At 64.9% G+C, this 23,495-nt stretch carries 22 protein-coding genes and 1 tRNA gene; all 23 read right to left on the bottom strand.

Translation table 11 applies throughout. The features are described 5' to 3' along the window. Nucleotides 1–172: 172 nt before the first annotated feature. The 23 genes from QTN24_RS06060 to pnp all read right to left on the bottom strand — a co-directional run bounded on the left by QTN24_RS06060 (nucleotide 173) and on the right by pnp (nucleotide 23,385). Nucleotides 173–1,153 carry a lipase secretion chaperone gene (locus QTN24_RS06060; protein WP_313835820.1) on the bottom strand — a complete coding sequence of 327 codons (981 nt, stop codon included), beginning with the start codon at nucleotides 1,151–1,153 and terminating at the stop codon, nucleotides 173–175. Then, nucleotides 1,150–2,121 carry an esterase/lipase family protein gene (locus QTN24_RS06055; protein ID WP_124684859.1) on the bottom strand — a complete coding sequence of 324 codons (972 nt, stop codon included), beginning with the start codon at nucleotides 2,119–2,121 and terminating at the stop codon, nucleotides 1,150–1,152. Before QTN24_RS06055 ends, QTN24_RS06060 begins: the two co-directional genes overlap by 4 nt. A gap of 155 nt (nucleotides 2,122–2,276) precedes the next feature. Further along, nucleotides 2,277–2,912: an NUDIX hydrolase gene (locus tag QTN24_RS06050; protein WP_313835816.1), complete on the bottom strand. Its 636-nt coding sequence runs from the start codon at nucleotides 2,910–2,912 to the stop codon at nucleotides 2,277–2,279. A gap of 40 nt (nucleotides 2,913–2,952) precedes the next feature. Next, the gene (locus tag QTN24_RS06045) at nucleotides 2,953–3,261 is read right to left on the bottom strand and encodes a DUF2818 family protein (protein ID WP_124684861.1); all 309 of its coding nucleotides are present in this window, start codon (nucleotides 3,259–3,261) and stop codon (nucleotides 2,953–2,955) included. A gap of 17 nt (nucleotides 3,262–3,278) precedes the next feature. Further along, the gene (nuoN, locus tag QTN24_RS06040; RefSeq protein WP_124684862.1) at nucleotides 3,279–4,754 is read right to left on the bottom strand and encodes an NADH-quinone oxidoreductase subunit NuoN; all 1,476 of its coding nucleotides are present in this window, start codon (nucleotides 4,752–4,754) and stop codon (nucleotides 3,279–3,281) included. Nucleotides 4,755–4,772: 18 nt separating this feature from the next. Then, entirely contained in the window at nucleotides 4,773–6,239 is a 1,467-nt protein-coding gene (locus tag QTN24_RS06035; RefSeq protein ID WP_313835813.1) for an NADH-quinone oxidoreductase subunit M, read from the bottom strand. 27 nt (nucleotides 6,240–6,266) lie between these two features. After that, the gene (nuoL, locus tag QTN24_RS06030) at nucleotides 6,267–8,354 is read right to left on the bottom strand and encodes an NADH-quinone oxidoreductase subunit L (RefSeq protein WP_124684864.1); all 2,088 of its coding nucleotides are present in this window, start codon (nucleotides 8,352–8,354) and stop codon (nucleotides 6,267–6,269) included. A 59-nt stretch (nucleotides 8,355–8,413) separates the two neighbouring features. Continuing rightward, nucleotides 8,414–8,719 (bottom strand): NADH-quinone oxidoreductase subunit NuoK, encoded by a 306-nt coding sequence (gene nuoK, locus QTN24_RS06025; protein WP_092138821.1) that lies wholly within the window; start codon nucleotides 8,717–8,719, stop codon nucleotides 8,414–8,416. Between the two features lie 16 nt (nucleotides 8,720–8,735). Next, the gene (locus tag QTN24_RS06020; RefSeq protein WP_124684865.1) at nucleotides 8,736–9,374 is read right to left on the bottom strand and encodes an NADH-quinone oxidoreductase subunit J; all 639 of its coding nucleotides are present in this window, start codon (nucleotides 9,372–9,374) and stop codon (nucleotides 8,736–8,738) included. 165 nt (nucleotides 9,375–9,539) lie between these two features. Continuing rightward, nucleotides 9,540–10,031, bottom strand: a complete 492-nt coding sequence (nuoI, locus tag QTN24_RS06015) for an NADH-quinone oxidoreductase subunit NuoI (RefSeq protein ID WP_124684866.1) — start codon at nucleotides 10,029–10,031, stop codon at nucleotides 9,540–9,542. A gap of 71 nt (nucleotides 10,032–10,102) precedes the next feature. Next, entirely contained in the window at nucleotides 10,103–11,167 is a 1,065-nt protein-coding gene (gene nuoH / locus QTN24_RS06010; protein WP_124684867.1) for an NADH-quinone oxidoreductase subunit NuoH, read from the bottom strand. Between the two features lie 18 nt (nucleotides 11,168–11,185). Continuing rightward, a complete protein-coding gene (gene nuoG / locus QTN24_RS06005; protein ID WP_313835802.1) occupies nucleotides 11,186–13,558 on the bottom strand; it encodes an NADH-quinone oxidoreductase subunit NuoG in 2,373 nt (790 codons plus the stop codon). Between the two features lie 13 nt (nucleotides 13,559–13,571). Continuing rightward, entirely contained in the window at nucleotides 13,572–14,867 is a 1,296-nt protein-coding gene (gene nuoF / locus QTN24_RS06000; protein WP_313835799.1) for an NADH-quinone oxidoreductase subunit NuoF, read from the bottom strand. 1 nt (nucleotide 14,868) lies between these two features. Beyond that, nucleotides 14,869–15,369, bottom strand: coding sequence for an NADH-quinone oxidoreductase subunit NuoE (gene nuoE / locus QTN24_RS05995; RefSeq protein ID WP_061957852.1), 501 nt, complete (start codon nucleotides 15,367–15,369; stop codon nucleotides 14,869–14,871). Between the two features lie 227 nt (nucleotides 15,370–15,596). Then, nucleotides 15,597–16,850, bottom strand: coding sequence for an NADH-quinone oxidoreductase subunit D (locus QTN24_RS05990; protein WP_124684870.1), 1,254 nt, complete (start codon nucleotides 16,848–16,850; stop codon nucleotides 15,597–15,599). 10 nt (nucleotides 16,851–16,860) lie between these two features. Further along, nucleotides 16,861–17,460: an NADH-quinone oxidoreductase subunit C gene (locus tag QTN24_RS05985; RefSeq protein ID WP_124684871.1), complete on the bottom strand. Its 600-nt coding sequence runs from the start codon at nucleotides 17,458–17,460 to the stop codon at nucleotides 16,861–16,863. A 1-nt stretch (nucleotide 17,461) separates the two neighbouring features. Further along, nucleotides 17,462–17,944, bottom strand: a complete 483-nt coding sequence (locus tag QTN24_RS05980) for a NuoB/complex I 20 kDa subunit family protein (protein ID WP_008643342.1) — start codon at nucleotides 17,942–17,944, stop codon at nucleotides 17,462–17,464. Nucleotides 17,945–17,950: 6 nt separating this feature from the next. Then, complete coding sequence (locus QTN24_RS05975; RefSeq protein ID WP_124684872.1) at nucleotides 17,951–18,310, bottom strand: NADH-quinone oxidoreductase subunit A; 360 nt, start codon at nucleotides 18,308–18,310, stop codon at nucleotides 17,951–17,953. Nucleotides 18,311–18,481: 171 nt separating this feature from the next. Next, nucleotides 18,482–18,566: transfer RNA gene (locus QTN24_RS05970), tRNA-Leu, on the bottom strand. Between the two features lie 209 nt (nucleotides 18,567–18,775). Then, complete coding sequence (gene secG, locus QTN24_RS05965) at nucleotides 18,776–19,144, bottom strand: preprotein translocase subunit SecG (RefSeq protein WP_313835795.1); 369 nt, start codon at nucleotides 19,142–19,144, stop codon at nucleotides 18,776–18,778. A gap of 50 nt (nucleotides 19,145–19,194) precedes the next feature. Continuing rightward, nucleotides 19,195–19,932, bottom strand: a complete 738-nt coding sequence (gene tpiA, locus QTN24_RS05960) for a triose-phosphate isomerase (protein ID WP_313835793.1) — start codon at nucleotides 19,930–19,932, stop codon at nucleotides 19,195–19,197. Between the two features lie 143 nt (nucleotides 19,933–20,075). Further along, nucleotides 20,076–21,080 carry an NAD(P)H-quinone oxidoreductase gene (locus QTN24_RS05955; RefSeq protein WP_313835792.1) on the bottom strand — a complete coding sequence of 335 codons (1,005 nt, stop codon included), beginning with the start codon at nucleotides 21,078–21,080 and terminating at the stop codon, nucleotides 20,076–20,078. A 139-nt stretch (nucleotides 21,081–21,219) separates the two neighbouring features. Beyond that, nucleotides 21,220–23,385, bottom strand: coding sequence for a polyribonucleotide nucleotidyltransferase (pnp, locus tag QTN24_RS05950; protein WP_124684876.1), 2,166 nt, complete (start codon nucleotides 23,383–23,385; stop codon nucleotides 21,220–21,222). Nucleotides 23,386–23,495: the final 110 nt, after the last annotated feature.

The following is a 23,495-nucleotide window of genomic DNA, read 5'->3' as shown; positions in this document are numbered from 1 at the left end:
TTGTGAACGGTCGTGCTAATTTTTTTCGGACCGTTTTCCACCTGGCAGGATACGCGCAAAACACAATTGCCGTGGCGGCGTAGCCAGGCCGCGCCGGACCGAGGGAAAACCCCGACCGGCGGGGAAGCAAGCTTACAGGATTGGCGTCGGATTTGACGGCGCCCGGCGGATGCTATGGGGCGCGGGGTGCCGGGGGCGGCTGCCCGTCGAGCATCGCGGCGCGTGCCGCGTCCCGGGCATCGGGAAAGTGCCGCGTCCGGATGGCGTCCGACTGGCGGCGGACTTCGTCGGCATCGAGCCCGCCATGGCTGGCAACCGCGGCCACGTCGGCGCGGTAGCTCGCGTACTTGGCGGCCCATGCGGCATCGGCGCGGCGCTGGGCGTCGAACCGTTGCACGGCGTCCTCGCCGACATTGGCGCGCAGGAATTCGCGCAATGCCTCGGGGCTCGCCCCCTTGGCGCGCAGGTCCTGCAACTGCTGGGTCAGCGCCTGCGCCCGGGGCACCGGTGCCGGCTCCGGGGCGCCCTGCCCCGACCGTAGCCGGGCGAGCAACTGTTGCTCGCGATCTTCCTCGTCGCCGTACCAGAGCCGCGCAACATTGGCACCCAGATGCTGCCGCCGCAGATCGGATCGCTTGCGCAGGAATTCCGCGATGCGCGGCAGCTCGGCGGTATCGGCCAGGTTGGCATTGCGGGCAAATCCATACGTCCGCAGCATGGCGTCGTGAGCGTCCATGTAGGACACGAAACGTCTGGCGAGGTCCAGCGCCTCGTTGCGCGCGACCGGTGCGGCGGCGCCCAGCGTCTTGTTGATGTGGGCAGTCAACAGGGCAATCTGGCGCTCCCGGTTGGCCCTGGGCGCGCTGGCCAGGAAGTATTCGAACAGGTCACGGGTCTGGCGCGTGACGCGCAACCGTCCCTTCGCATCGGTGTGGAGCCCATCCGGGGCAACGGTGTCATCGCGCGCCGCTTCGGCACCGCGATCAGGGACGTTGCCGGCCGCCTCGATCCTTGCCGGCACCCCGACACCGGCGCCTGTCGAGGGTGCGGCGTCGCCACGCGTGATCTCATCGGCACGGTAGAAGGCCGCGATGGCGATGGCTGCGGCAAGCCCTACCGCACCGGCCGCCCATCTCAGCCCGGGCCGATTCACAGGCCGGCCAGCTTCAGGCGATTGGCGTGCTGCCGGATCACGGCCACGGGATCCGCCGACCAGAGCCCCCGCAGCCCGAGGATCTGGTTCACTTCATCGAAGTGGTTCCAGTCGTAGATGCCGAGCTCCTTGCCGAACCGCGCGCTGCACACCGAGACGAACCCGTCGTGGCTGCCGCCATTGCGCGACTCGATCAGCAGGCCCACCGGCACGAACACGAGGTCCGACGGATCGAGCACGTTGGTGGCGGACGCATTGCCGGTCCAGGAATACAGTAACTGGGTCTCGCCGTTGCGAACGTCCACCTCGGCGGTGGGCCCGGTGCAATCTGCGGGCAGGCCGGCGCTGGGATACATGGCGTTGTAGGCGGCGGAGCCCTCGGTCGACAGTTGCTGCTGCAACGCTGCCGCATCCTGCGGTAGCGGCTGACCCGACGTCACCCCAATGGCGTATCCCATCAGGTTCAATGCCGCGATGAGCGCCAGTTGGACGGGCACGGGCTGTTCGCCCGTGAAGTCGAACAGTTCCATGCCCTTGTGCGGCGTGCCGATGGTCGTCACGGAGACCACGTTTTCTGGCAGTACCGTGGCCGCATAGCGCGAACTCAGCCCACCCATGCTGTGGCCGATGAGGTTGAACCGGCTGGGGCCGTTGACCACCATGAAATCCTGCATCCACTGGACGAGCTGCCCGCCGCGCCGGTCAGGCCCTTCGCCGTTCACGGCACTGAGGTGCACCACGAAGACTTCCGCGCCGTGGCTGCGCAGGTCGTCCGGAATGCCGTAGAAGTAGTCGGCCAGCCCGAGATACTGCGAGGTGCCGAGCCCCCCGTGGACCAGGATGATCGGCGCGTCGGTCTGCGCGTAGTCCGAGGGCTGGGCGCGTGCCGATGCCGGCACCACCAGGACGAGCATGGCAACGGCAAGCGCGACCAGCCGGGCAATCTGGGAAACGGTCCGGATCAGCATAGGGGGCTCCTTGGATGCGCCGCGCCGACGACGGCGCGGCGCACCGGTCTGCAGGCATTGCACCCGCAGGCCATCCCTATGCTAGGAACATAAAATTCCTGTTTCAACGTGACACTGCCCGGACAGCAACTGTCACGGCCGAAGCCGGCAACCAGTCAGTCGGCCGCGCGCTTCGCCGGGAACGGCGGCTCGGACTGCTCGCCCGGCTGCCACGTGCCCGAGACGATCTTTTCGAGCCAGAACGCGCCGATGATCGTCTTGACGTCGGTGATGCGGCCCTGGCGCACCCAGTCGATTACCTGCCCCACCGGCGTGATGAAGGTTTCCAGGAACTCGCCGTCATCAAGCTTCGACGCGCCGGCCGTCAGGTCGCGGGCCAGGAACAGGTCGATGAACTCGGTCGAGTAGGAAATCACGGGATGGATACGCGTCAGGTAGTCCCATCGCCTGGCGGTGTAGCCGGTCTCTTCCAGCAGTTCGCGCTCGCCGCAGCGCTGCGCGCCCTCTTGCGGATCGAGCTTGCCGGCGGGGAATTCGAGCATGACCTCGCCCACCGGATAGCGGAACTGGCGCTCCATCAGCACGGTGCCGTCGTCGAACAGCGGGATCATCATGACCGCGCCCGGGTGCAGCACGTACTCGCGCCCGGTCTGCTTGCCGTCGGGCAGCCGCACGATGTCCTGCTTGAGCGTAAGGAACTTGCCGCGGTGGAGGGTCGCCGAGGCAACCGGCGTTTCGCGGAGATGGGCGTCCGCGTCGTCGGACGCGGGTACGGAAGTCTTGTCGGTCATGAACGCTCCGGGGGTGGCACGGGCCGGAGCAGGCAAGCCCTCAGGCCGTGCGATGTTTGACCAGGTATTGCCAGGTGAAGCCCGGGAAGGCGAACACCAGCATCATGCAGGCCGTGATGGCGTAGAACTGCCAGCCCTGCGGGAACACGTTGCCAAGGCCCGATTCCACCGCAAAGCCGGCGGCGCCAGCCACCGCGTACCAGACGACGAGTTCCACCAGGCGCAGCCACAGCGGCTTGCGGGCCCACCTGAGCCCCACCGCCGCGAACAGGCGCTGGTTGACGAACGGCAGGTTGGCACATACCAGTGCCAGCAGAATGACAAACCAACCGCCCGCCGAGGAACTCATCGCGCCACCTTGTTACGTTACGACGCCAGCGTCGCGCGGATGGCCTGGTAGCACAGGTTCATCAGCGCGGCCGGGAAAATACCCAGCAGGATGACCGCCAGGCCGTTCAGGCTCAGCACCGAGCGCAGGCCCGCCGACGCTTCCAGCGGCTCTTCGCCAGCCGGGGCATCGAAGTACATCAGCTTGACGATGCGCAGGTAGTAGAACGCGCCGATCAGCGAGAACACCACGGCCAGGATGGCCAGCCAGCTCATGCCGGCCTTCACCACGGCCGACAGCACGGCCAGCTTGGCGTAGAAGCCGACGGTCGGCGGGATGCCGGCCATCGAGAACATCATCACCAGCATCAGGAAGGCGAACCACGGATGGCGGCGCGACATGCCCTTCAGGTCGTCCAGCGTCTCGGCCTCGAAGCCCTTGCGCGTGCGGATCAGGATCAGGCCGAACGTGCCGAGCGTGGTCAGCATGTACGTGATCGAGTAGAACATCGACGCGCTGTAAGCATTGGCGGCGCCATCGGCCTTGCTGGCCACCACGCCGGACAGCATGCCCAGCAGGATGAAGCCCATGTGCGAGATCGTCGAGTACGCCAGCATCCGCTTCAGGTTGGTCTGGACGATGGCGGTCAGGTTGCCGATCACCAGCGACACGATCGACAGGCCCACCAGCATCACCTGCCAGTCCGACGCCAGCGGCAGCAGCCCTTCCACCAGCAGGCGCATGATCAGCGCGAACGCGGCAACCTTCGGGCCGGCTGCGATCAGCAGCGTCACCGCGGTCGGCGAACCCTGGTAGATGTCCGGGATCCACATGTGGAACGGAGCGGCGCCCAGCTTGAACGACACGCCGGCCACGATGAACACCACGCCGAAGGCCAGCATCGTCGTGTTGACGCGGCCCGACTCCACCACGCGGAAGACTTCGCCCAGGTTCAGCGAACCGGTGGCGCCGTACATCATCGACATGCCGTACAGCAGGAAGCCCGACGCCAGCGCGCCCAACACGAAGTACTTGATGGCCGATTCCGACGTCACGCGCGAATCGCGGCGCAGCGCCACCAGCGCGTACGACGACAGCGACAGCAGTTCCAGGCCCAGGTACAGGGTCAGGAAGTTGTTGCCGGTGATCATCACGAGCTGGCCGCCCAGCGTGAACAGCGCGAGCATGTAGAACTCGCCCGCGTTCATGTCCCGGTTGCCCAGGTAGGTGCGCGTGTAGATCAGCGTCAGGAACATGCCCAGCGCGCAGAACGCCGACAGCACGTTGGCCATCGGGTCGATGACCACCAGGTTGGCGAACGCGTAGTGCGTCTGGCCGTTGGCCGCATCGATCGCGAACCAGACGGTCAGGACCAGCGTGGTCAGCAGCGAGAGCGGGTAGGCCACGCTGGTGCGGCCCTTGCCGCGCGCGAGGTCGATCCAGTTGATCGCCGCAATGGCGATCGCCAGGAAGATGATTGGCGCCACCGGGGCCAGGCTAGAGGACGATTGCATGATATTTCTCTCCCCCGCTTACAGCTTGGACTGTGCCACGTGGGACAGCAGGTTCACCACCGAGGCGTGCATCACGTCGGTGAAGGGTTTCGGGTACAGGCCCATGTACAGCGTCAGGATGGCCAGCAGGCCGAACATCAGGAATTCCCGCTTGTTCAGGTCCACCAGTTCGCGCACGTGCTGGTGCACGATCTCGCCGAAGATCACGCGCTTGACCATCCACAGCGAGTAAGCCGCGCCCAGGATCAGGGCGGTGGCGGCCAGCAGGCCGATCCAGAAGTTGAACTTGACCGACGCCAGGATGACCATGAACTCGCCGACGAAACCCGACGTTGCCGGCAGGCCGCAGTTGGCCATGGCAAAGAACACCGAGAACGCGGCGAACTTTGGCATCACGTTCACCACGCCGCCGTAGTCGGCAATCTGGCGCGAGTGCACACGGTCGTACAGCACGCCGATGCCCAGGAACATCGCGCCCGACACGAAGCCGTGCGAGATCATCTGGATGATGCCGCCCTCGACGCCGAGGTCATTGAAGATGAAGAAGCCCAGCGTGACGAAACCCATGTGGGCGATCGACGAATACGCCACCAGCTTCTTCATGTCGGACTGCACCAGCGCCACGAGGCCGATGTAGATCACCGCGACCAGCGAGATCGTGATGATGAACGGGGCCATGTAGTGGCTGGCGTCCGGCGCGATCGGCAGCGAGAAACGCAGGAAACCGTAGGCGCCCAGCTTCAGCATGATCGCGGCCAGCACCACGGAGCCGCCGGTCGGCGCTTCCACGTGGGCGTCCGGCAGCCAGGTGTGCACCGGCCACATCGGCACCTTCACGGCGAACGCCATGAAGAACGCCACGAAGATCGCGATCTGCTCTTCGAACGTCAGCTTGGCCTGGTGCCACGACAGGATGTCGAAGGTACCGGTCTTGTTGTACAGGTACAGCAGCGCAACCAGCGTCAGCAGCGAGCCCAGCAGCGTGTAGAGGAAGAACTTGAACGCGGCGTACACGCGGTTCGGGCCGCCCCAGACGCCGATGATGATGTACATCGGGATCAGCGTGGCCTCGAAGAACACGTAGAACAGCATGCCGTCCAGCGCGCAGAACACGCCGACCATCAGGCCCGACAGGATCAGGAACGCCGCCATGTACTCGGCCACGCGCTCGGTGATCACTTCCCAGGCCGAGATCACGACGATCACGGTGATGAACGCGGTCAGCACCACGAACCACATCGAGATGCCATCGACGCCCAGGTGGTAGGCGATGTTGAAGCGCTCGATCCACGGCGCCTGCACGACGAACTGCATGGCAGCCGTCGACGTATCGAAATGGAAGACCAGCGGCAGCGTCACGACGAAGCTGGCGATGGCGCCGAACAGCGACATCCAGCGCACGAAGCCCTTGCTGTTGTCGGAGCCGAACATCAATACCAGCAGGCCGAAGAAGATAGGCAGCCAGATTGCGAGAGACAGAACCATTTGTTTGTTTTCCTTACTCGGTGCCTATCACTTGGTGCCTATCACGCCAGTGATCGTCAGCGTCAAAAGCACCAGCATGCCGATGATCATCGCGAAAGCGTAATGGTAGATGTAGCCGGACTGCAGGTAGCGGCTGGCCGCGGCGAACGACGCCACCACGCGGGCCGAACCGTTGACGAACAGGCCGTCGATGAAGCTCTGGTCGCCGCCCTTCCACAGACCCGTACCCAGCATGCGCGCACCGCGGGCGAACACCGCCTGGTTGATCGCATCCATGTAGTACTTGTTGTCCAGCAGCTTGTAGAGGCCCGAGAAGCGTTGCTTGATGGCTTCGGGGATGTCCGGGCGCTTCATGTAGAAGAACCACGACAGCACCACGCCCGCGATGGCCAGCCACAGCACCGGCGTCGTCAGCGAGTGGATCGCCATCGGCACCCAGCCGTGGAACGCTTGCTTCAGCTCTTCCATGGCGTGGTGGTTCTCGCCGACGAAGATCACGTCCTTGAAGGCCAGGCCATGCTTGAAGAAGTCGCCAAACAGCATCGGCTCGATGGCGATGGCGCCGATCACGACCGACGGGATCGCCAGCAGCACCAGCGGCAGCGTCACCACCCACGGCGACTCGTGCGGCTTCTGGCCCGGCGCCAGGCCGTGATGATGCTCGTCGTGGCCGTCTTCCTCTTCGTGATGGTCGTCATGGTGGTCGTGCGCATGGGCCTTGCCGAAGCGCTCTTCACCGTGGAACACCAGGAAGTACATGCGGAACGAGTAGAACGCGGTCACGAACACGCCGGCCAGCACCGCGAAGTACGCGAAGCCCGAGCCGGCCAGGTGCGACTCGGCCACGGCCTCGATGATCGAGTCCTTCGAATAGAAGCCCGAGAAGAACGGCGTGCCGATCAGCGCCAGCGAACCCACCAGCGACGTGATCCACGTGATCGGCATGTACTTGCGCAGGCCGCCCATGTTGCGGATGTCCTGGTCGTGGTGCATGCCGATGATGACCGAGCCGGCACCCAGGAACAGCAGCGCCTTGAAGAACGCGTGCGTCATCAGGTGGAACACGGCCACCGAGTAGGCCGACGCGCCCAGCGCCACGGTCATGTAGCCGAGCTGCGACAGCGTGGAATAGGCCACCACGCGCTTGATGTCGTTCTGGATGATGCCCAGGAAGCCCATGAACAGCGCGGTGATCGCGCCGATGACCAGCACGAACGACAGTGCGGTGTCCGACAGCTCGAACAGCGGCGACATGCGCGACACCATGAAGATGCCGGCGGTCACCATCGTGGCCGCGTGAATCAGCGCCGAGATCGGGGTCGGGCCTTCCATCGAGTCAGGCAGCCACACGTGCAGCGGGAACTGCGCCGACTTGCCCATCGCGCCGATGAACAGGCAGATGCACGCCACGGTGATCATCAGCCAGTCGGTGCCCGGGAAGATCACGGTTGCCAGTTGCTCGCGCTGCGCGAACACGTCGGTGTAGTTCATGCTGCCGCTGTAGGCCAGCAGCAGGCCGATACCGAGGATGAAGCCGAAGTCGCCGACGCGGTTGACCAGGAACGCCTTCAGGTTCGCGAAGATCGCGGTCGGGCGCGTGTACCAGAAGCCGATCAGCAGGTACGACACCAGGCCCACGGCTTCCCAGCCGAAAAACAGCTGCAGGAAGTTGTTGCTCATCACCAGCATCAGCATCGAGAAGGTGAAAAGCGAGATGTAGGCGAAGAAGCGGTTGTAGCCGGGGTCCCCTTCCATGTAGCCGACGGTGTAGATATGCACCATCAGCGACACGAAGGTCACCACGACCATCATCATCGCGGTCAGCGAATCGACCAGGAAGCCGACTTCCATCTTCAGCGAGCCGATGGCCATCCACTCGTACACGGTGCCGTTGTAGCCGGCGCCGTGCATCACGTCGAGCAGCACCATCACCGACAGGACGAACGACACGGCCACGCCGAGAATCGTCGCCGAATGGGCCACGATCCGGCCGCCGCGCGACTCCGAGGAAAACGTGCCGAAGAACTTGGTACCGAACAGACCGGCTATCGCGGCACCGGCGAGCGGTGCCAGCGCGATGGCCAGCAGCAGGTTGGGGTTGAGCGTGGTTGCCATAGGACGCTTATTGGTGTGCGGTCGGGATGCAGTCTTGGTTCATGTCGTGAGCGGTCATGTCAGCCCTTGAGGGTATCCATGTCGTCCACGTTGATCGTGTCCAGGTTACGGAACAGCACGACCAGGATTGCCAGACCGATTGCCGACTCGGCGGCGGCCACCGTAAGGATGAAGAAAACGAAAACCTGTCCGGCCAGGTCGCCCATGTAGTGCGAGAAGGCGACGAAATTGATGTTCACCGCAAGCAGCATCAGTTCCAGCGCCATCAGCAGCACGATGACGTTCTTGCGGTTCAGGAAGATGCCGACGATGCTGATCGCGAACAGGATGGCACCGAGGACGAGAAAATGGGCGAGAGACAACACAGCGGGTTCTCCGGGCTTAGTTCTTGTTGGCGGAGGCTGCGTCCGCTTGGGCCCGGCCCTCGGCCGGCATCTTCACCATGCGCACGCGCTCGTCGCGGCGCACGCGAAGCTGGGCGCCCACGTCCTGGGCCTTGACGTCCTTGCGGCGGCGCAGCGTCAGCGCCACGGCGGCGATGATCGCCACCAGCAGGATCACGCCCGCCACTTCGAAGGCGTACACGTAGTCCGTGTAGATCAGCTTGCCCAGCGCATGGGTGTTCGAGTAGTTCGGGTCCTGCGCGCCCGGCGGCAGCACCGCGTTGGTCGTGCCGATGAAGTTGCGCACGAGCACGATGGCCATTTCGGCGATGATCAGCGCACCGACGATCGACGCCATCGGCACGTAGGTCCAGAAGTCGCGGCGCAGGTGCTCGATGTCGATGTCGATCATCATCACCACGAAGAGGAACAGCACCATCACGGCGCCCACGTAGACCAGCACCAGCAGGATGGCGAGGAACTCGGCCTTCAGGATCATCCAGATCGCCGCGGCGGTGAAGAACGCCAGGACGAGGAACAGTGCGGAGTGCACCGGGTTCTTTGCCGTGATGACTTTCAGTGCGGAAAGCACCAGCACCAGGGCAAAGGCATAGAAGATGGCTGTCGTGAGTTCCATGGTCCCTATCGGATCCTCTTTGGGCCGCGCTGCCGCAGGCTGCCCGGGGGCGGCCCGCCGCTGGCGCGGCATCCTTCTCTTGGTTGCGTGCCCCTGAGGGGCCACTTCAAATTCGTTGCCGGAAGCGCTGCACCGTGTGCCCCGCTTCCGTCCAGCTTGCTGCGCTCAGCGGTACTTCGCGTCGGCAGCCTTGGCCGCGGCAATCTGCGGCTCGTAGCGGTCGCCCACGGCCAGCAGCATGTCCTTGGTGAAGTACAGGTCGCCGCGCTTCTCGCCGTGGTATTCGAAGATGTGCGTCTCGACGATGGCGTCCACCGGGCAGGCTTCCTCGCAGAAGCCGCAGAAGATGCACTTGGTCAGGTCGATGTCGTAGCGCGTGGTGCGGCGCGTGCCGTCGTTACGCACGTCGGACTCGATCGTGATGGCCAACGCCGGGCACACCGCCTCGCACAGCTTGCAGGCGATGCAGCGCTCTTCCCCGTTGGGGTAGCGGCGCAGCGCGTGCAGGCCGCGGAAACGCGGCGACATCGGCGTCTTCTCTTCGGGGAACTGGACGGTCACTTTCCGGGCGAAGAGATAACGGCCGGTCAGTGCCATGCCCTTGAAGAGTTCCTTCAGGAGCAGGCTGTTGAAGAAGTCCTTGATGGCGAGCAGCATGACGATTGCTTCCTAAGTATTTCCGCGCGGCGCGCCCTGCCCGTTCGGGCGGCGCGCCATCGCCTGGCCTCTCAGTGCCAGATGTTCCACGGCGACTTGATCCAGATCGCCACAATGATCAGCCACGCCACGGTCAGCGGAATGAAGATCTTCCAGCCCAGACGCATGATCTGGTCATAGCGGTAACGCGGGAACGAGGCGCGGATCCAGATGAACACCGACAGCAGCAGGAAAACCTTGATCACCAGCCAGAAGAAGCCCGGGATCGCGTTCGTGATGAAGCTGGAGAACGGCGGCGCCCAGCCTCCCAGGAACAGCAACGAGGTCATCGTCGAGATGATGATCATGTTGATGTACTCGGCCAGGAAGAACAGCGCGAACGTCATGCCAGAGTATTCGATCATGTGGCCGGCCACGATTTCCGATTCGCCTTCCACCACGTCGAACGGGTGGCGGTTCGTTTCCGCCACGCCCGAGATGAAGTACACGGCGAACATCGGCAGCAGCGGCAGCCAGTTCCACGACAGGATGTTGATGCCCTTGTCCGCGAAGTAGCCGACGTTCTGGCCGTTCACGATCGCCGACAGGTTCAGGCTGCCCGCCACCATCAGCACGGTGACCAGCGCGAAGCCCATGGCGATTTCGTACGACACCATCTGCGCGGCGGCGCGCATGGCGCCGATGAACGCATACTTCGAGTTCGAAGCCCAGCCGGCCAGGATCACGCCGTAGACGCCCACCGAGCTGATGGCCATCACGTACAGCAGGCCGGCGTTCACGTCCGCCATCACCACTTCGGGCTGGAACGGGATCACGGCCCACACGGCCACGGCCGGCATCAGCACCATCAGCGGCGCCACCAGGTACATGCCCTTGTTCACCTGCGACGGGAACATGACTTCCTTGAGCAGCAGCTTCAGCACGTCGGCAATCGGCTGCAGCAGGCCCAGCGGACCCACGCGGTTCGGGCCGATACGGACGTGCATCCAGCCGATCAGCTTGCGCTCCCACAGGATCAGGTAGGCCACGCACAGCAGCACCGGCACCACAATGACCACGGCACGGACCAGGATCCAGATCAGCGTCCAAGCGCTGCCGAAGATGGCCTGGCCTTGCGAGGTAATGAGATCGATCATGTTGCTATCTCGCTCTTCTTATACGGTGGCCGTCGCGGCGGCGTTCTGGCCGGCCGACAGGTCGATGGCTTTCTCAACGGTGACGTTGCCGAACAGCGGGCCCAGCGTCGCGGCGGCCACGGTGGCGGCCGGCACGCGCACGGCGTTGGCCGGCAGCGTCTTTTCCAGCGCCGCGGGCAGCACCACGCTGGCACCGTCCTGCGTCACGCGCACCGGATCGCCCGCCTGCACGCCGAGCTTGTCGAACAGCTCGGGCGACAGGCCCACCGTCATCGCGCGGCGCGCGGCGGCGGTCAGCTGCAGCGAATCGGCACGGCGCACGATCGGGTCGGCGTGATAGATCGGCACGTCGGCGATGCGCTCGATACCGCCGGCGGCAGCGGCCGTCACGCGGATCGGGGCATCGGTGGCGTTGTTCAGCTGCTCCGGCGCCAGCTTGACCAGCGCGGCATCGCGCACGGACTCGGCGGTGTCGAAGTCGAAGCCCGGCACGTCGAGCAGGTTGCCCAGCACGCGCAGCACCTTCCAGCCCGGACGCGATTCGCCCAGCGCACGGACCACGCCGTTGAAGCTCTGGGCACGGCCCTCGGCGTTCACGAACGTACCGGCGGTCTCGGTGAACGGCGTGATCGGCAGGATCACGTCGGCATACTGCATGGCCGCTTCCGAACGGAACGGCGACAGCACCACCACCGTACCGGCCTGCTGCAGCGCGGCCAGGGCCTTGCGCGCATCGGCGGTATCGAATTCGACTTCGGCGTTCAGCACGATGTAGGCCCGGCGCGGCGTGTCGAGCATGGCCTGCGCATTGGCGCCGCCCTGCTGCGGTAGCGCGCCGGCGATGTAGCCGCCGACCGTGTTGGCGGCTTCGGTCAGGAAGCCCAGCGTGGCGCCCGTTTCCGTGGCGATCCACTGTGCCAGCGCGTGCAGCGCCGAGAATTGCGGGTGGCGCACGGCCTCGTTGCCCAGGAACACGGCACGGCGCTCGCCCGACACCAGCGCGTCGGCCACGGCCTTGGCGGCATCGCCACCATCGAAGCCATCGGTGCCGGCCGGGGCGGCCACGCCCTTGGCGGCGGCCACGGCACGGGCCACACCGGCCAGTGCGGCGGTCCAGCCCGACGGGGCCACGTCGATACGGGCAGCCACCGGCATCAGCAGGTCTTCACCACCGGTGCCGATCACGGCCACGCGAGCACCCTTCTTGACAGCCTGGCGCAGGCGCGACGCCAGCAGCGGCTGATCCTTGCGCAGCGAGGCACCAATCACCAGCGCCCGTTGCAGCGTGGTCACGTCGGCAATCGGCATGCCCAGCCACGGCGCACCCTTGAGGGCCGCCGAGAAATCGGTCTGGCGCAGGCGGAAGTCGACGTTGTCGCTGCCCAGGCCACGCACCAGGTTGCCCAGCAGGAACAGTTCTTCCAGCGTGCTGTGCGGGCTGGCGATGGCGGCGATCTGGTCGGCGCCATGCTCGCGCTTGATGCCGGCCAGGCCGTTCGCCACGTATTCCAGCGCGGTCTGCCAGTCGGTTTCGATCCACTGTCCGCCCTGCTTGAGCATCGGACGGGTCACGCGGTCGGCACTGTTCACACCTTCGTACGAGAAGCGGTCCTTGTCCGAGATCCAGCACTCGTTGACGTCCTCGTTTTCCAGCGGCACCACGCGCATCACGCGCTGGTTCTTGGTCTGGACCACGATATTGGCGCCCACGCCGTCGTGCGGCGACACCGACTTGCGGCGCGCCAGTTCCCACGTACGGGCCGAATAGCGGAACGGCTTGCTGGTCAGCGCGCCAACAGGGCACAGGTCGATCATGTTGCCGGACAGCTCCGAATCCACGGTCTGGCCGACGAACGTCGTGATTTCCGAGTGCTCGCCGCGGTTCAGCATGCCCAGCTCCATCACGCCGGCCACTTCCTGGCCAAAGCGCACGCAGCGAGTGCAGTGGATGCAGCGCGTCATCTCCTCCATGGAGATCAGGGGGCCCACGTTCTTGTGGAACACCACGCGCTTTTCTTCCTTGTAGCGCGACTCCGATGCACCGTAGCCCACCGCCAGATCCTGCAGCTGGCATTCGCCGCCCTGATCGCAGATCGGGCAGTCGAGCGGGTGGTTGATCAGCAGGAATTCCATCACGGACTTCTGGGCCTTGACGGCCTTTTCAGAGTTCGTGAAGACCTTCATGCCGGGCGTCACCGGGGTGGCACAGGCGGGCAGCGCCTTGGGCGCCTTTTCCACTTCGACCAGGCACATGCGGCAGTTCGCCGCGATGGACAGTTTGCGGTGGTAGCAGAAGTGCGGGATGTAAGTGCCCAGCTTGCGGGCCGCTTCCATGACGAGGCTGCCTTCCGCAACCTCCACCTTCTTGCCGTCGATCTCGAGTTCAACCATGTTCTGCCACGCTTCAGGAATGGGCCGGGACCATGCACTGCTTGTGTTCGACGTGATACTCGAACTCTTTCCAGTAGTGCTTGAGCATGCCGCGTACCGGCATCGCCGCGGCATCGCCGAGCGCGCAAATCGTGCGACCCATGATGTTTTCCGCGACGTTGTTGAGCAGGTCCAGGTCTTCCTGGCGGCCTTCTCCGTGTTCAATACGATTCACCATGCGATAGAGCCAGCCGGTGCCTTCGCGGCACGGCGTGCACTGGCCGCACGATTCCTCAAAGTAGAAATACGACAGGCGCAGCAGCGACCGCACCATGCAGCGCGTCTCGTCCATGACGATCACGGCGCCCGAGCCCAGCATCGAGCCGGCCTTGGCGATCGAGTCGTAGTCCATGGTCGACGCCATCATCAGGTCCGCCGGCACCACCGGGGCCGACGAGCCGCCGGGGATCACCGCCTTGAGCGCCTTGCCGCCGCGCATGCCGCCCGCCAGCTCCAGCAGCGTGGAGAACGGCGTGCCCAGCGGGATTTCGTAGTTGCCCGGACGCTCGACGTCGCCCGATACCGAGAAGATCTTGGTGCCGCCGTTGTTCGGCTTGCCCATCTTCAGGTATTCCTCCGGGCCCACGGCCAGCAGGAACGGCACCGCGGCGAACGTCTCGGTGTTGTTGATCGTGGTCGGCTTGCCGTACAGGCCAAAGCTGGCCGGGAACGGCGGCTTGAAGCGCGGCTGGCCCTTCTTGCCTTCCAGCGACTCCAGCAGCGCGGTTTCCTCGCCGCAGATGTAGGCGCCGTAGCCATGGTGCGCGTGGAGCTGGAAGCTGAAGCCCGAACCCAGGATGTTGTCACCCAGGAAACCGGCGCGGCGCGCTTCTTCCAGGGCTTCCTCGAAGATCTTGTACTCGTTCCAGATTTCGCCGTGGATGTAGTTGTAGCCCACGGTGATGCCCATCGCGTACGCGCCGATGGCCATGCCTTCGATCAGCGCATGGGGGTTGTAGCGGATGATGTCGCGGTCCTTGAACGTGCCCGGCTCGCCTTCGTCCGTATTGCAGACCAGGTACTTCTGGCCCGGGAACGAACGCGGCATGAAGCTCCACTTCAGGCCGGTGGGAAAGCCCGCACCGCCGCGGCCACGCAGGCCCGACGCCTTGACGTCGGCAATCACCTGCTCGGGCGTTACCTTCTGCTCGAGGATGCGGCGCAGTTGCTGGTAGCCACCGCGCGCGACGTAGTCCTCGAGGTGCCAGTTCTTGCCGTCCAGGCCGGCCAGGATCAGCGGCTTGATGTGACGGTCGTGCAGAGAGGTCATGTTACTTGTCCCCCTTGGCGGCGGCTTCGGCCTTGAGCTCGTCGACCAGGGCGTCGAGCTTCTGGTCGCTCATGAAGCTGCACATGCGGGTGTTGTTGACGATCATCACCGGTGCATCGCCGCAGGCGCCCATGCACTCGCCTTCCTTCAACGTGAAGCAGCCGTCGGCGGTGGTCTCGTTGTAGTCGATCCCGAGCTTGCGCTTCAGGTATTCGCCGGCCCGCTCGCCGCCCGACAGCGCGCACGGCAGGTTGGTGCAGACGGTGAGCTTGTACTTGCCCACCGGCTTGGTGTCATACATGTTGTAGAACGTGGCCACCTCTTCCACCCACACGGGCGGCATTTCCAGGTAGCTGGCGACGAACTGCATGACTTCGGGGGAAACCCAGCCCACCTCGCCCTGTGCCACGGCGAGGGCCGCCATCACGGCCGACTGCTTCTGGTCGGCCGGATACTTCGCGATCGCGCGATCGATTTCCTTGAGAGCTTCTGCTGATAGCATGGTCATTGCAGTAATACGGCGGAGCCGTCGCGACTGTCGCGCGGCTCCACTGGTTTGCAGCCGTCGCTGCCATGTTCCGCCGGCCCGGAATGCTCCAGCGCATTCCTTGCCGGTCCGTCGCAGGCATCGCCTGCCGCCACCGTTACCGCCGGGGCCGGCCGAACACGCCCGGAAACGTCGTCCGGACAACGGCCTGTGACGGGATACCGCGTGCCTGCCGGTATCCCTTAGCGGTCGATCTCGCCGAACACGATGTCCTGCGTACCGATGATCGTGACCGCGTCCGCAATCATGTGGCCGCGGGCCATTTCGTCCAGCGCGGCCAGGTGGGCATACCCCGGGGCGCGGATCTTCAAGCGATACGGCTTGTTCGCACCGTCCGAGATCGCGTAGATGCCGAACTCACCCTTCGGGTGCTCCACCGCGGCATACGCCTCGCCCGGCGGCACGTGGATGCCTTCGGTGAAGAGCTTGAAGTGGTGGATCAGCTCTTCCATGTTCGACTTCATGTCCACGCGCGACGGCGGTGCCACCTTGTGGTTCTCGGTGATCACCGGGCCCGGGTTGCGGCGCAGCCAGTCGATGCACTGCTTGATGATGCGGTTCGACTGGCGCATTTCCTCCACCCGCACCAGGTAGCGCGAGTAGCAGTCGCCGGCCGTGCCCACCGGGATATCGAAGTCGAGCTGGTCGTACACCTCGTAGGGCTGCTTCTTGCGCAGGTCCCACTCGATGCCCGAGCCACGCAGCATCGGGCCGGTGAAGCCAAGCTGCAGGGCACGCTCCGGCGTGACCACGCCGATATCCACAAGGCGCTGCTTCCAGATACGGTTATCGGTCAGCAGCGTCTCATATTCATCCACGTACGTCGGAAAACGGTTCGTGAAGTCCTCGATGAAGTCCAGCAGCGAGCCCGAACGGGCCTCGTTCATGACCTTGATGGCGCGCTCGTTGTGGATCTTCGACGCGCGATACTGCGGCATCGTGTCCGGCAGGTCGCGGTAGACGCCGCCCGGACGGTAGTACGCCGCGTGCATGCGCGCGCCGGACACCGCCTCGTACATGTCGAACATGTCCTCGCGCTCGCGGAACGCGTACAGGAACACGGCCATCGCCCCCACGTCCAGCGCGTGGGCGCCGATCCACATCAGGTGGTTCAGCAGGCGGGTGATCTCGTCGAACATCACGCGGATGTACTGCGCGCGGATCGGCACCTCGATGCCCAGCAGCCGCTCGATCGCCATCACGTAGGCGTGTTCGTTGGACATCATCGACACGTAGTCGAGACGGTCCATGTAGGGAACGCTCTGGATCCAGCTCTTCTGCTCGGCCAGCTTCTCGGTGGCGCGGTGCAGCAGGCCGATGTGGGGATCGGCACGCTGGATGACTTCGCCGTCCAGCTCCAGCACCAGGCGCAGCACGCCGTGGGCCGCCGGGTGTTGGGGACCGAAGTTGAGGGTGTAGTTCTTGATATCTGCCATGACGCCGTTCTCAGTGCTTCGTGCCGCCGTAGTTTTCCTCGCGAATCACGCGCGGCGTGATTTCGCGCGGCTCGATCGTCACCGGCTGGTAGATGACCCGCTTCTGCTCGGGGTCGTAGCGCATTTCCACGTAGCCCGACACCGGGAAGTCCTTGCGGAACGGATGGCCGACGAAACCGTAGTCGGTCAGGATGCGGCGCAGGTCCGGGTGGCCTTCGAACACGATGCCGTAGAAGTCGAACGCCTCGCGCTCGAACCAGTTCACCGAGTTCCAGACGTCGATCAGCGACGGCACGACCGGCATGTCGTCGTCCGGCGCGAACACGCGCAGGCGCAGGCGCCAGTTGTGCTTGATCGACAGCAGCTGGGTGACGGCGGCAAAGCGGGGACCATCCCAGGTGCCTTCGGCATAGTCGGAATAGTCGACGCCGCAGAGGTCCAGCGCTTGCTCGAAATGCAGCGAGGGGTCGTCGCGCAGCAGGCGCGCGGCGTCCAGGTAGTCGGCGGCCTTGACGATCAGCGTCAGTTCGCCGGTCGCCTCGATCAGGCTCTGCACGCGCTTGCCCAGTACTTTCTCGAGGGCGGCCTTGAGTGTGTCGAGGTTCGCCATGTCAGCCCTTGCGCGCAATGGTGTTGGTACGCTTGATCTTGTTCTGGAGCTGAATCACGCCGTAGATCAGCGCTTCCGCCGTCGGCGGGCAGCCCGGAACATAGATGTCGACCGGCACGATGCGGTCGCAGCCACGCACCACCGAATACGAGTAGTGGTAGTAGCCGCCGCCGTTGGCGCACGAGCCCATCGAGATCACCCAGCGCGGCTCGGCCATCTGGTCGTAGACCTTGCGCAGCGCGGGGGCCATCTTGTTGCACAGCGTGCCGGCCACGATCATCACGTCGGACTGACGCGGCGACGGGCGGAAGATCACGCCAAAGCGGTCCATGTCGTAACGCGCGGCGCCGGCGTGCATCATTTCCACGGCACAGCAGGCCAGACCGAACGTCATGGGCCAGAGAGAACCCGTGCGGGTCCAGTTGATCAGCTTGTCAGCGGTCGTCGTGACAAAGCCTTCGTTGAGAACGCCTTCGATTGCCATTTCACATCACTCCCAATCGAGCGCGCCCTTTTTCCAGATGTAGACGAAGCCCACGATGAATTCCAGCAGAAACACGCCCATGGCGATGAATCCCGGCCAGCCGATGTCCTTGAGGGCAACGCCCCACGGAAACAGGAAGGCAGTTTCGAGATCGAACAGGATAAACAGGATGGCGATGAGGTAGTAGCGCACGTCGAACTTCATGCGCGCGTCCTCGAATGCTTCGAAGCCGCACTCGTACGGCGACAGCTTCGCTGCGTCAGGCTTGTTGGGACCGAGAATCCTGCCGATCGACATCAGTGCCACACCGAGCACGATGCCAAACAGGATGAAGATGAGGACGGGGAAGTAGGCTTCGAGAGTCAAGGTACGGCCAGCCTTATCTGGAATGTTGTCAACAGCACCAGCTAGCGGCGACCTGTTGCCCACCCCAGGCGCCATCCCGTCTTAGCTACGGCGCCGCCTTGCGGACTGCCGGAGAGCCATGCTGCAGCCCATGCATGACAGGGATGCGTCAATGACTTCCGATCAATTGTTTGGTGCCGACGGCGAGACTCGAACTCGCACAGCTTTCGCCACTACCCCCTCAAGATAGCGTGTCTACCAATTTCACCACGTCGGCTGGGGGAGAAACAATATTGCCTTGCGCCGGGTTTTCAGGCCCTACGAAGCTTGGCAGAAGAAGTCTTTCCTCCCGCTTTTGCCCCGCGCTGGGGAATCGTTTCAAGCCCTGCATTCTAACTCATGATTCCCGAATTGTTCAATGCACAACTGCAAATTAACTCAGGAATCCGCGAACACACTGTTCGATTATTGCGCCGATCCGGCGCGTTACTTCGGCACTGCCGGGGCAGCCGGCGCGGAAGCGGCAGACGCTGCCGCGGCCGATGCTGCGGGGGCCGAAGCCGGTGCCGTCTGCGGCTGCTGGGCCGCGCCCATGACGCCCACCGAAGCCAGGGGCTTGTAGTTGCCCAGCAACGTCAGGCCCAGCGTCGAGGCAAAGAACAGCGCCGCCAGCACAGCCGTCGTGCGGGACAGGAAGTTCGCCGAGCCCGAGGCACCGAACAGGCTGCCCGATGCGCCGGAGCCGAACGCCGCGCCGACGTCGGCGCCCTTGCCATGCTGCAGCAGGACGAGGCCGATCACGCCCAGCGCGGACAGGACCTGCACAATGACCAACAGAGTCTTGAAAATTGCCATTTCGTTAGATTCGTTTCGTACTTGCCTGATCAGACAGTCGCAGCCGGCATTCAGGCGTTGCCGATCGCGAGGAAATCATCCGCCTTCAGCGAGGCGCCGCCAATCAGCCCCCCGTCGATATCGGACATCGAAAACAGTTCGGCCGCATTGTCCGGCTTGACGCTGCCGCCGTACAGGATGGCCACGCGCCCGGCCACGCCGGCGTCCTTGCGGGCCACCTGCGCGCGCAGCGCGGCGTGCACGGCCTGGGCCTGCTCGCTGGTCGCAGTCTTGCCGGTGCCGATGGCCCAGACGGGCTCATAGGCCAGGACAATGCGACCCAGTTGTTCAATAGACAGCGCATCGAGCACGGCCTGGAGCTGGCGACCCACCACGGCCTCGGTCTGGCCCGCCTCGCGCTCGGCCAGCGTCTCGCCGACGCAGACCACCGGCACGATGCCCGATTCCAGCGCCCGCAGCGCCTTGGCGGCCACGGTGGCATCCGTCTCGCCATGATAGGTACGGCGCTCGGAGTGTCCCACCAGCACGTAGGCGCAGCCGAATTCGGCCAGCATCGGCGCGGCGACCTCGCCGGTGAACGCACCGCGCGTCTCGGCCGAAGTGTCCTGGGCGCCCCAGGCGACGTGGGAACCGGTGAGCAGCGACTGGCACTGGGCAAGATAGGGGAACGGCGCGCAGACAGCCAGTTTCGCCTTGGCCGGCGCTGCCTTGATGGCGTCGAGCAGGCCGGCGTTCGCCGCCAGACTGCCATGCATCTTCCAGTTGCCGATGACCAGCTTTTGTCTCACAAGGGCCCCCTCTCGATCAAACCGGCTATTGTAGCGTGGTCAAGGGGGTGCCGCCAGCGCGTGACGGTCAATTGCGGACAGCCAGTGGCCGGCGGCCCACAATTGCATCGCTGCCGATGCAGTCGGGGCCGCCCGCGCGTGGCTTACCAGGTCAGCACGATCTTGCCGGTGTGCTCGCTCGATTCCATCAGACGGTGCGCGGCCGCGGCCTGCGCGGCCGGGAACACCTTGTAGATCACGGGCTTGATCTTGCCCGACGCCAGCAGCGGCCAGACATTCTGGTGCAGCGCCTGGGCGATGGCGCCCTTGAACGACGCCGGGCGCGGACGCAGCGTCGACCCGGTGATGGTGATGCGCCGGCGCAGGATGTCGCCCAGCGGGATCTCGGCCTTGGCGCCGCCCAGCAGCGCGATGATGACGATCCGGCCGTCGTCGGCGATGCAAGACAGTTCGCGCGCCAGGTACGAGCCGGCCACCATGTCCAGGATCACGTCCACGCCCTTGCCGTCGGTCAGCGCCTTCACCTCGGCCGCGAAATCCTGCGTCTTGTAGTTGATCGCCCGGTCGGCGCCCAGTTCTTCGCACGCCTTGCACTTGTCGTCGCTGCCGGCCGTGACGAAGACCTTGAAGCCCATCGCCTTGGCGATCTGGATCGCCGTGGTGCCGATGCCGCTCGACCCGCCCTGGATCAGCAGCGTCTCCGCCGCCCCGCGCGGACCCTTGCCGAGCTGGCCGCGGTCGAACACATTGCTCCAGACGGTGAAAAACGTCTCGGGCAGCGCCGCCGCCTCGATGTCGCTCAGGCCCTCGGGCACCGGCAGGCATTGCTCGATCGGCGCGGTGCACAGTTCCGCGTAGCCACCGCCCTGGACCAGCGCACAAACCCGATCGCCCACCTTGAGGCCAAAGCGGTTGGCCGCGTTCGACAGGTCGCCGCCCACCACCACGCCGGCCACTTCCAGGCCGGGCAGGTCCGAAGCACCCGGCGGCACGGGATAGTTGCCCGTGCGCTGGAACACGTCGGGACGGTTGATGCCCGCCGCCGCGACACGAATCAGGATCTCACCGGCCTTCGGTTCCGGATCGGGACGCTGGGTCTCCTGCAGGACTTCAGGGCCGCCGTATTCACGGATCTCGATGGCTTTCATGATGACTCCTTATTAATAGGGGACGCCGCGCGCCAGTGTGCTGCGCGCAGGGGGATCGAAGACTGTCCGGCAGTGTAAACAAAAAAGCGGCTGGACATTGCCAGCCGCTTTTACCGTTACTGCCTGTAGGGGCTACAGCTTACTGCTGCTGCTCCGGCGAGGCCGACGCGGGGGCGTCGCCCTGCTGGACGATCGGGCTGATGCTGCCGCCCTCTTCGGCCAGCGCCGCCTTCAGCGACAGGCGCAGGCGACCCTTCTCGTCAGCCTGGATCAGCTTCACGCGCACCTGCTGACCTTCCTTCAGCCAGTCCTTGATGTCCTTCACGCGCTCGTTGACGATCTCCGAGATATGGAGCAGACCGTCCTTGCCCGGCAGGATGTTCACGATGGCGCCAAAGTCCAGCAGCTTCAGCACGGTACCGGCGTAGATCTTGCCCACTTCGGCTTCCGCGGTGATGCCCTCGATGCGGCGCTTGGCCTCGGCCATGCCGTCGGTCGACGTCGACGCGATCGTGATCGTGCCGTCTTCCTGGATGTCGATGGTCGTGCCCGTTTCCTTGGTCAGCGCCTGGATGGTCGAGCCGCCCTTGCCGATCACCTCGCGGATCTTGTCCGGATGGATCTTCATCGTGATCATGCGCGGTGCGTGCGCCGACAGCTCGGTGCGGGCATGGCCCATCGCTTCCTGCATCTTGCCCAGGATGTGCATGCGGCCTTCGCGGGCCTGCGCCAGCGCCACCTGCATGATTTCCTTGGTGATGCCCTGGACCTTGATGTCCATCTGCAGCGCCGTGATACCCGTGTCGGTACCGGCCACCTTGAAGTCCATGTCGCCCAGGTGATCCTCGTCGCCCAGGATGTCGGTCAGCACGGCAAACTTGTTGCCTTCCAGGATCAGGCCCATGGCCACGCCGGCCACGTGCGCCTTGACCGGAACGCCGGCGTCCATCAGTGCCAGGCAGCCGCCGCAGACCGAAGCCATCGACGACGAACCGTTCGACTCGGTGATTTCCGAGACCAGGCGGATCGTGTAGGCGAACTCGTCTTCCTTCGGCAGCACCGGGATCAGCGCGCGCTTGGCCAGGCGGCCGTGGCCGATTTCACGGCGCTTCGGGCTGCCCACGCGGCCCGTCTCGCCGGTGGCGAACGGGGGCATGTTGTAGTGGAGCATGAAGCGGTCGCGGTACTCGCCGGCCAGTGCGTCGATGATCTGCTCGTCGCTCTTGGTGCCCAGCGTGGCCACGGCCAGCGCCTGGGTCTCGCCACGCGTGAACAGCGACGAACCGTGGGCGCGCGGCAGCACCGACGAGCGGATCTCGATCGGGCGCACCGTGCGCGTGTCGCGGCCGTCGATACGCGGCTCGCCGGCCAGGATCTGGCCACGCACGATCTTGGCTTCCAGGTCGAACAGGACGTTGCCCACTTCCACCTTGTCGGCTTCCACGCCGGCTTCGGCCAGCTTGTCCTGCACCGTGGCGTAGACTTCCTTCAGCTTGGCGCTGCGGGCCGACTTCTGGCGCAGTTGATACGTTTCCTGCAGCAGCGGCAGGCCGATCTCGCTGACCTTGGCGATCAGCGCCTCGTTCCTGGCGGCCGGCGCCCAGTCCCATTCCGGCTTGCCGCCTTCACGGACCAGGTCGTGGATCGCGTTGATGGCGATCTGCATCTGCTCGTGGCCGTAGACCACGGCGCCCAGCATCACTTCTTCCGACAGCTGGTTGGCTTCCGATTCCACCATCAGCACGGCACGCTCGGTACCGGCCACCACGAGGTCCAGGTCCGACGCGGCGATCTGCGAACGGGTCGGGTTCAGCAGGTACTGGCCGTCCTTGTAACCCACGCGGGCGGCGCCCACCGGGCCGCTGAACGGGATGCCCGACACGGCCAGCGCGGCCGACGAGGCGATCAGGGCCGGGATGTCGGCCGGCACTTCCGGGTTGATCGACAGCACGTGGATCACCACCTGCACGTCGTTATAGAAGCCTTCCGGGAAGAGCGGACGCAGCGGACGGTCGATCAGGCGCGACGTCAGCGTCTCGTTTTCCGACGGACGGCCTTCGCGCTTGAAGAAGCCACCGGGGATCTTGCCGGCGGCGTAGGTCTTCTCGATGTAGTCGACGGTCAGCGGGAAGAAGTCCTGGCCAGCCTTCGGGCTCTTGGCCGCCACCACGGTGGCCAGCACCACGGTGTCTTCCACGTCGACGATCACGGCGCCGGATGCCTGGCGCGCGATTTCGCCGGTTTCCATGCGGACCGTGTGCTGGCCCCACTGGAATTCCTTGACGATCTTGTTGAACATGGTCATGAGCGTTCCTTGATTCATGCTTGCCCGCCGTTAACAGATTCGGCGGGCGGACGCCTGCGCTCGCAGCGGCAGGCGAACTGCCGGATGGTTCCCGGTCCGCAGTCGCAGGG

Origin of the sequence: Cupriavidus sp. SZY C1 (genome assembly GCF_032190535.1) — a bacterium.
Classification (GTDB): domain Bacteria; phylum Pseudomonadota; class Gammaproteobacteria; order Burkholderiales; family Burkholderiaceae; genus Cupriavidus; species Cupriavidus pauculus_C.
This window is presented reverse-complemented; position numbering and strand designations above follow the sequence as displayed.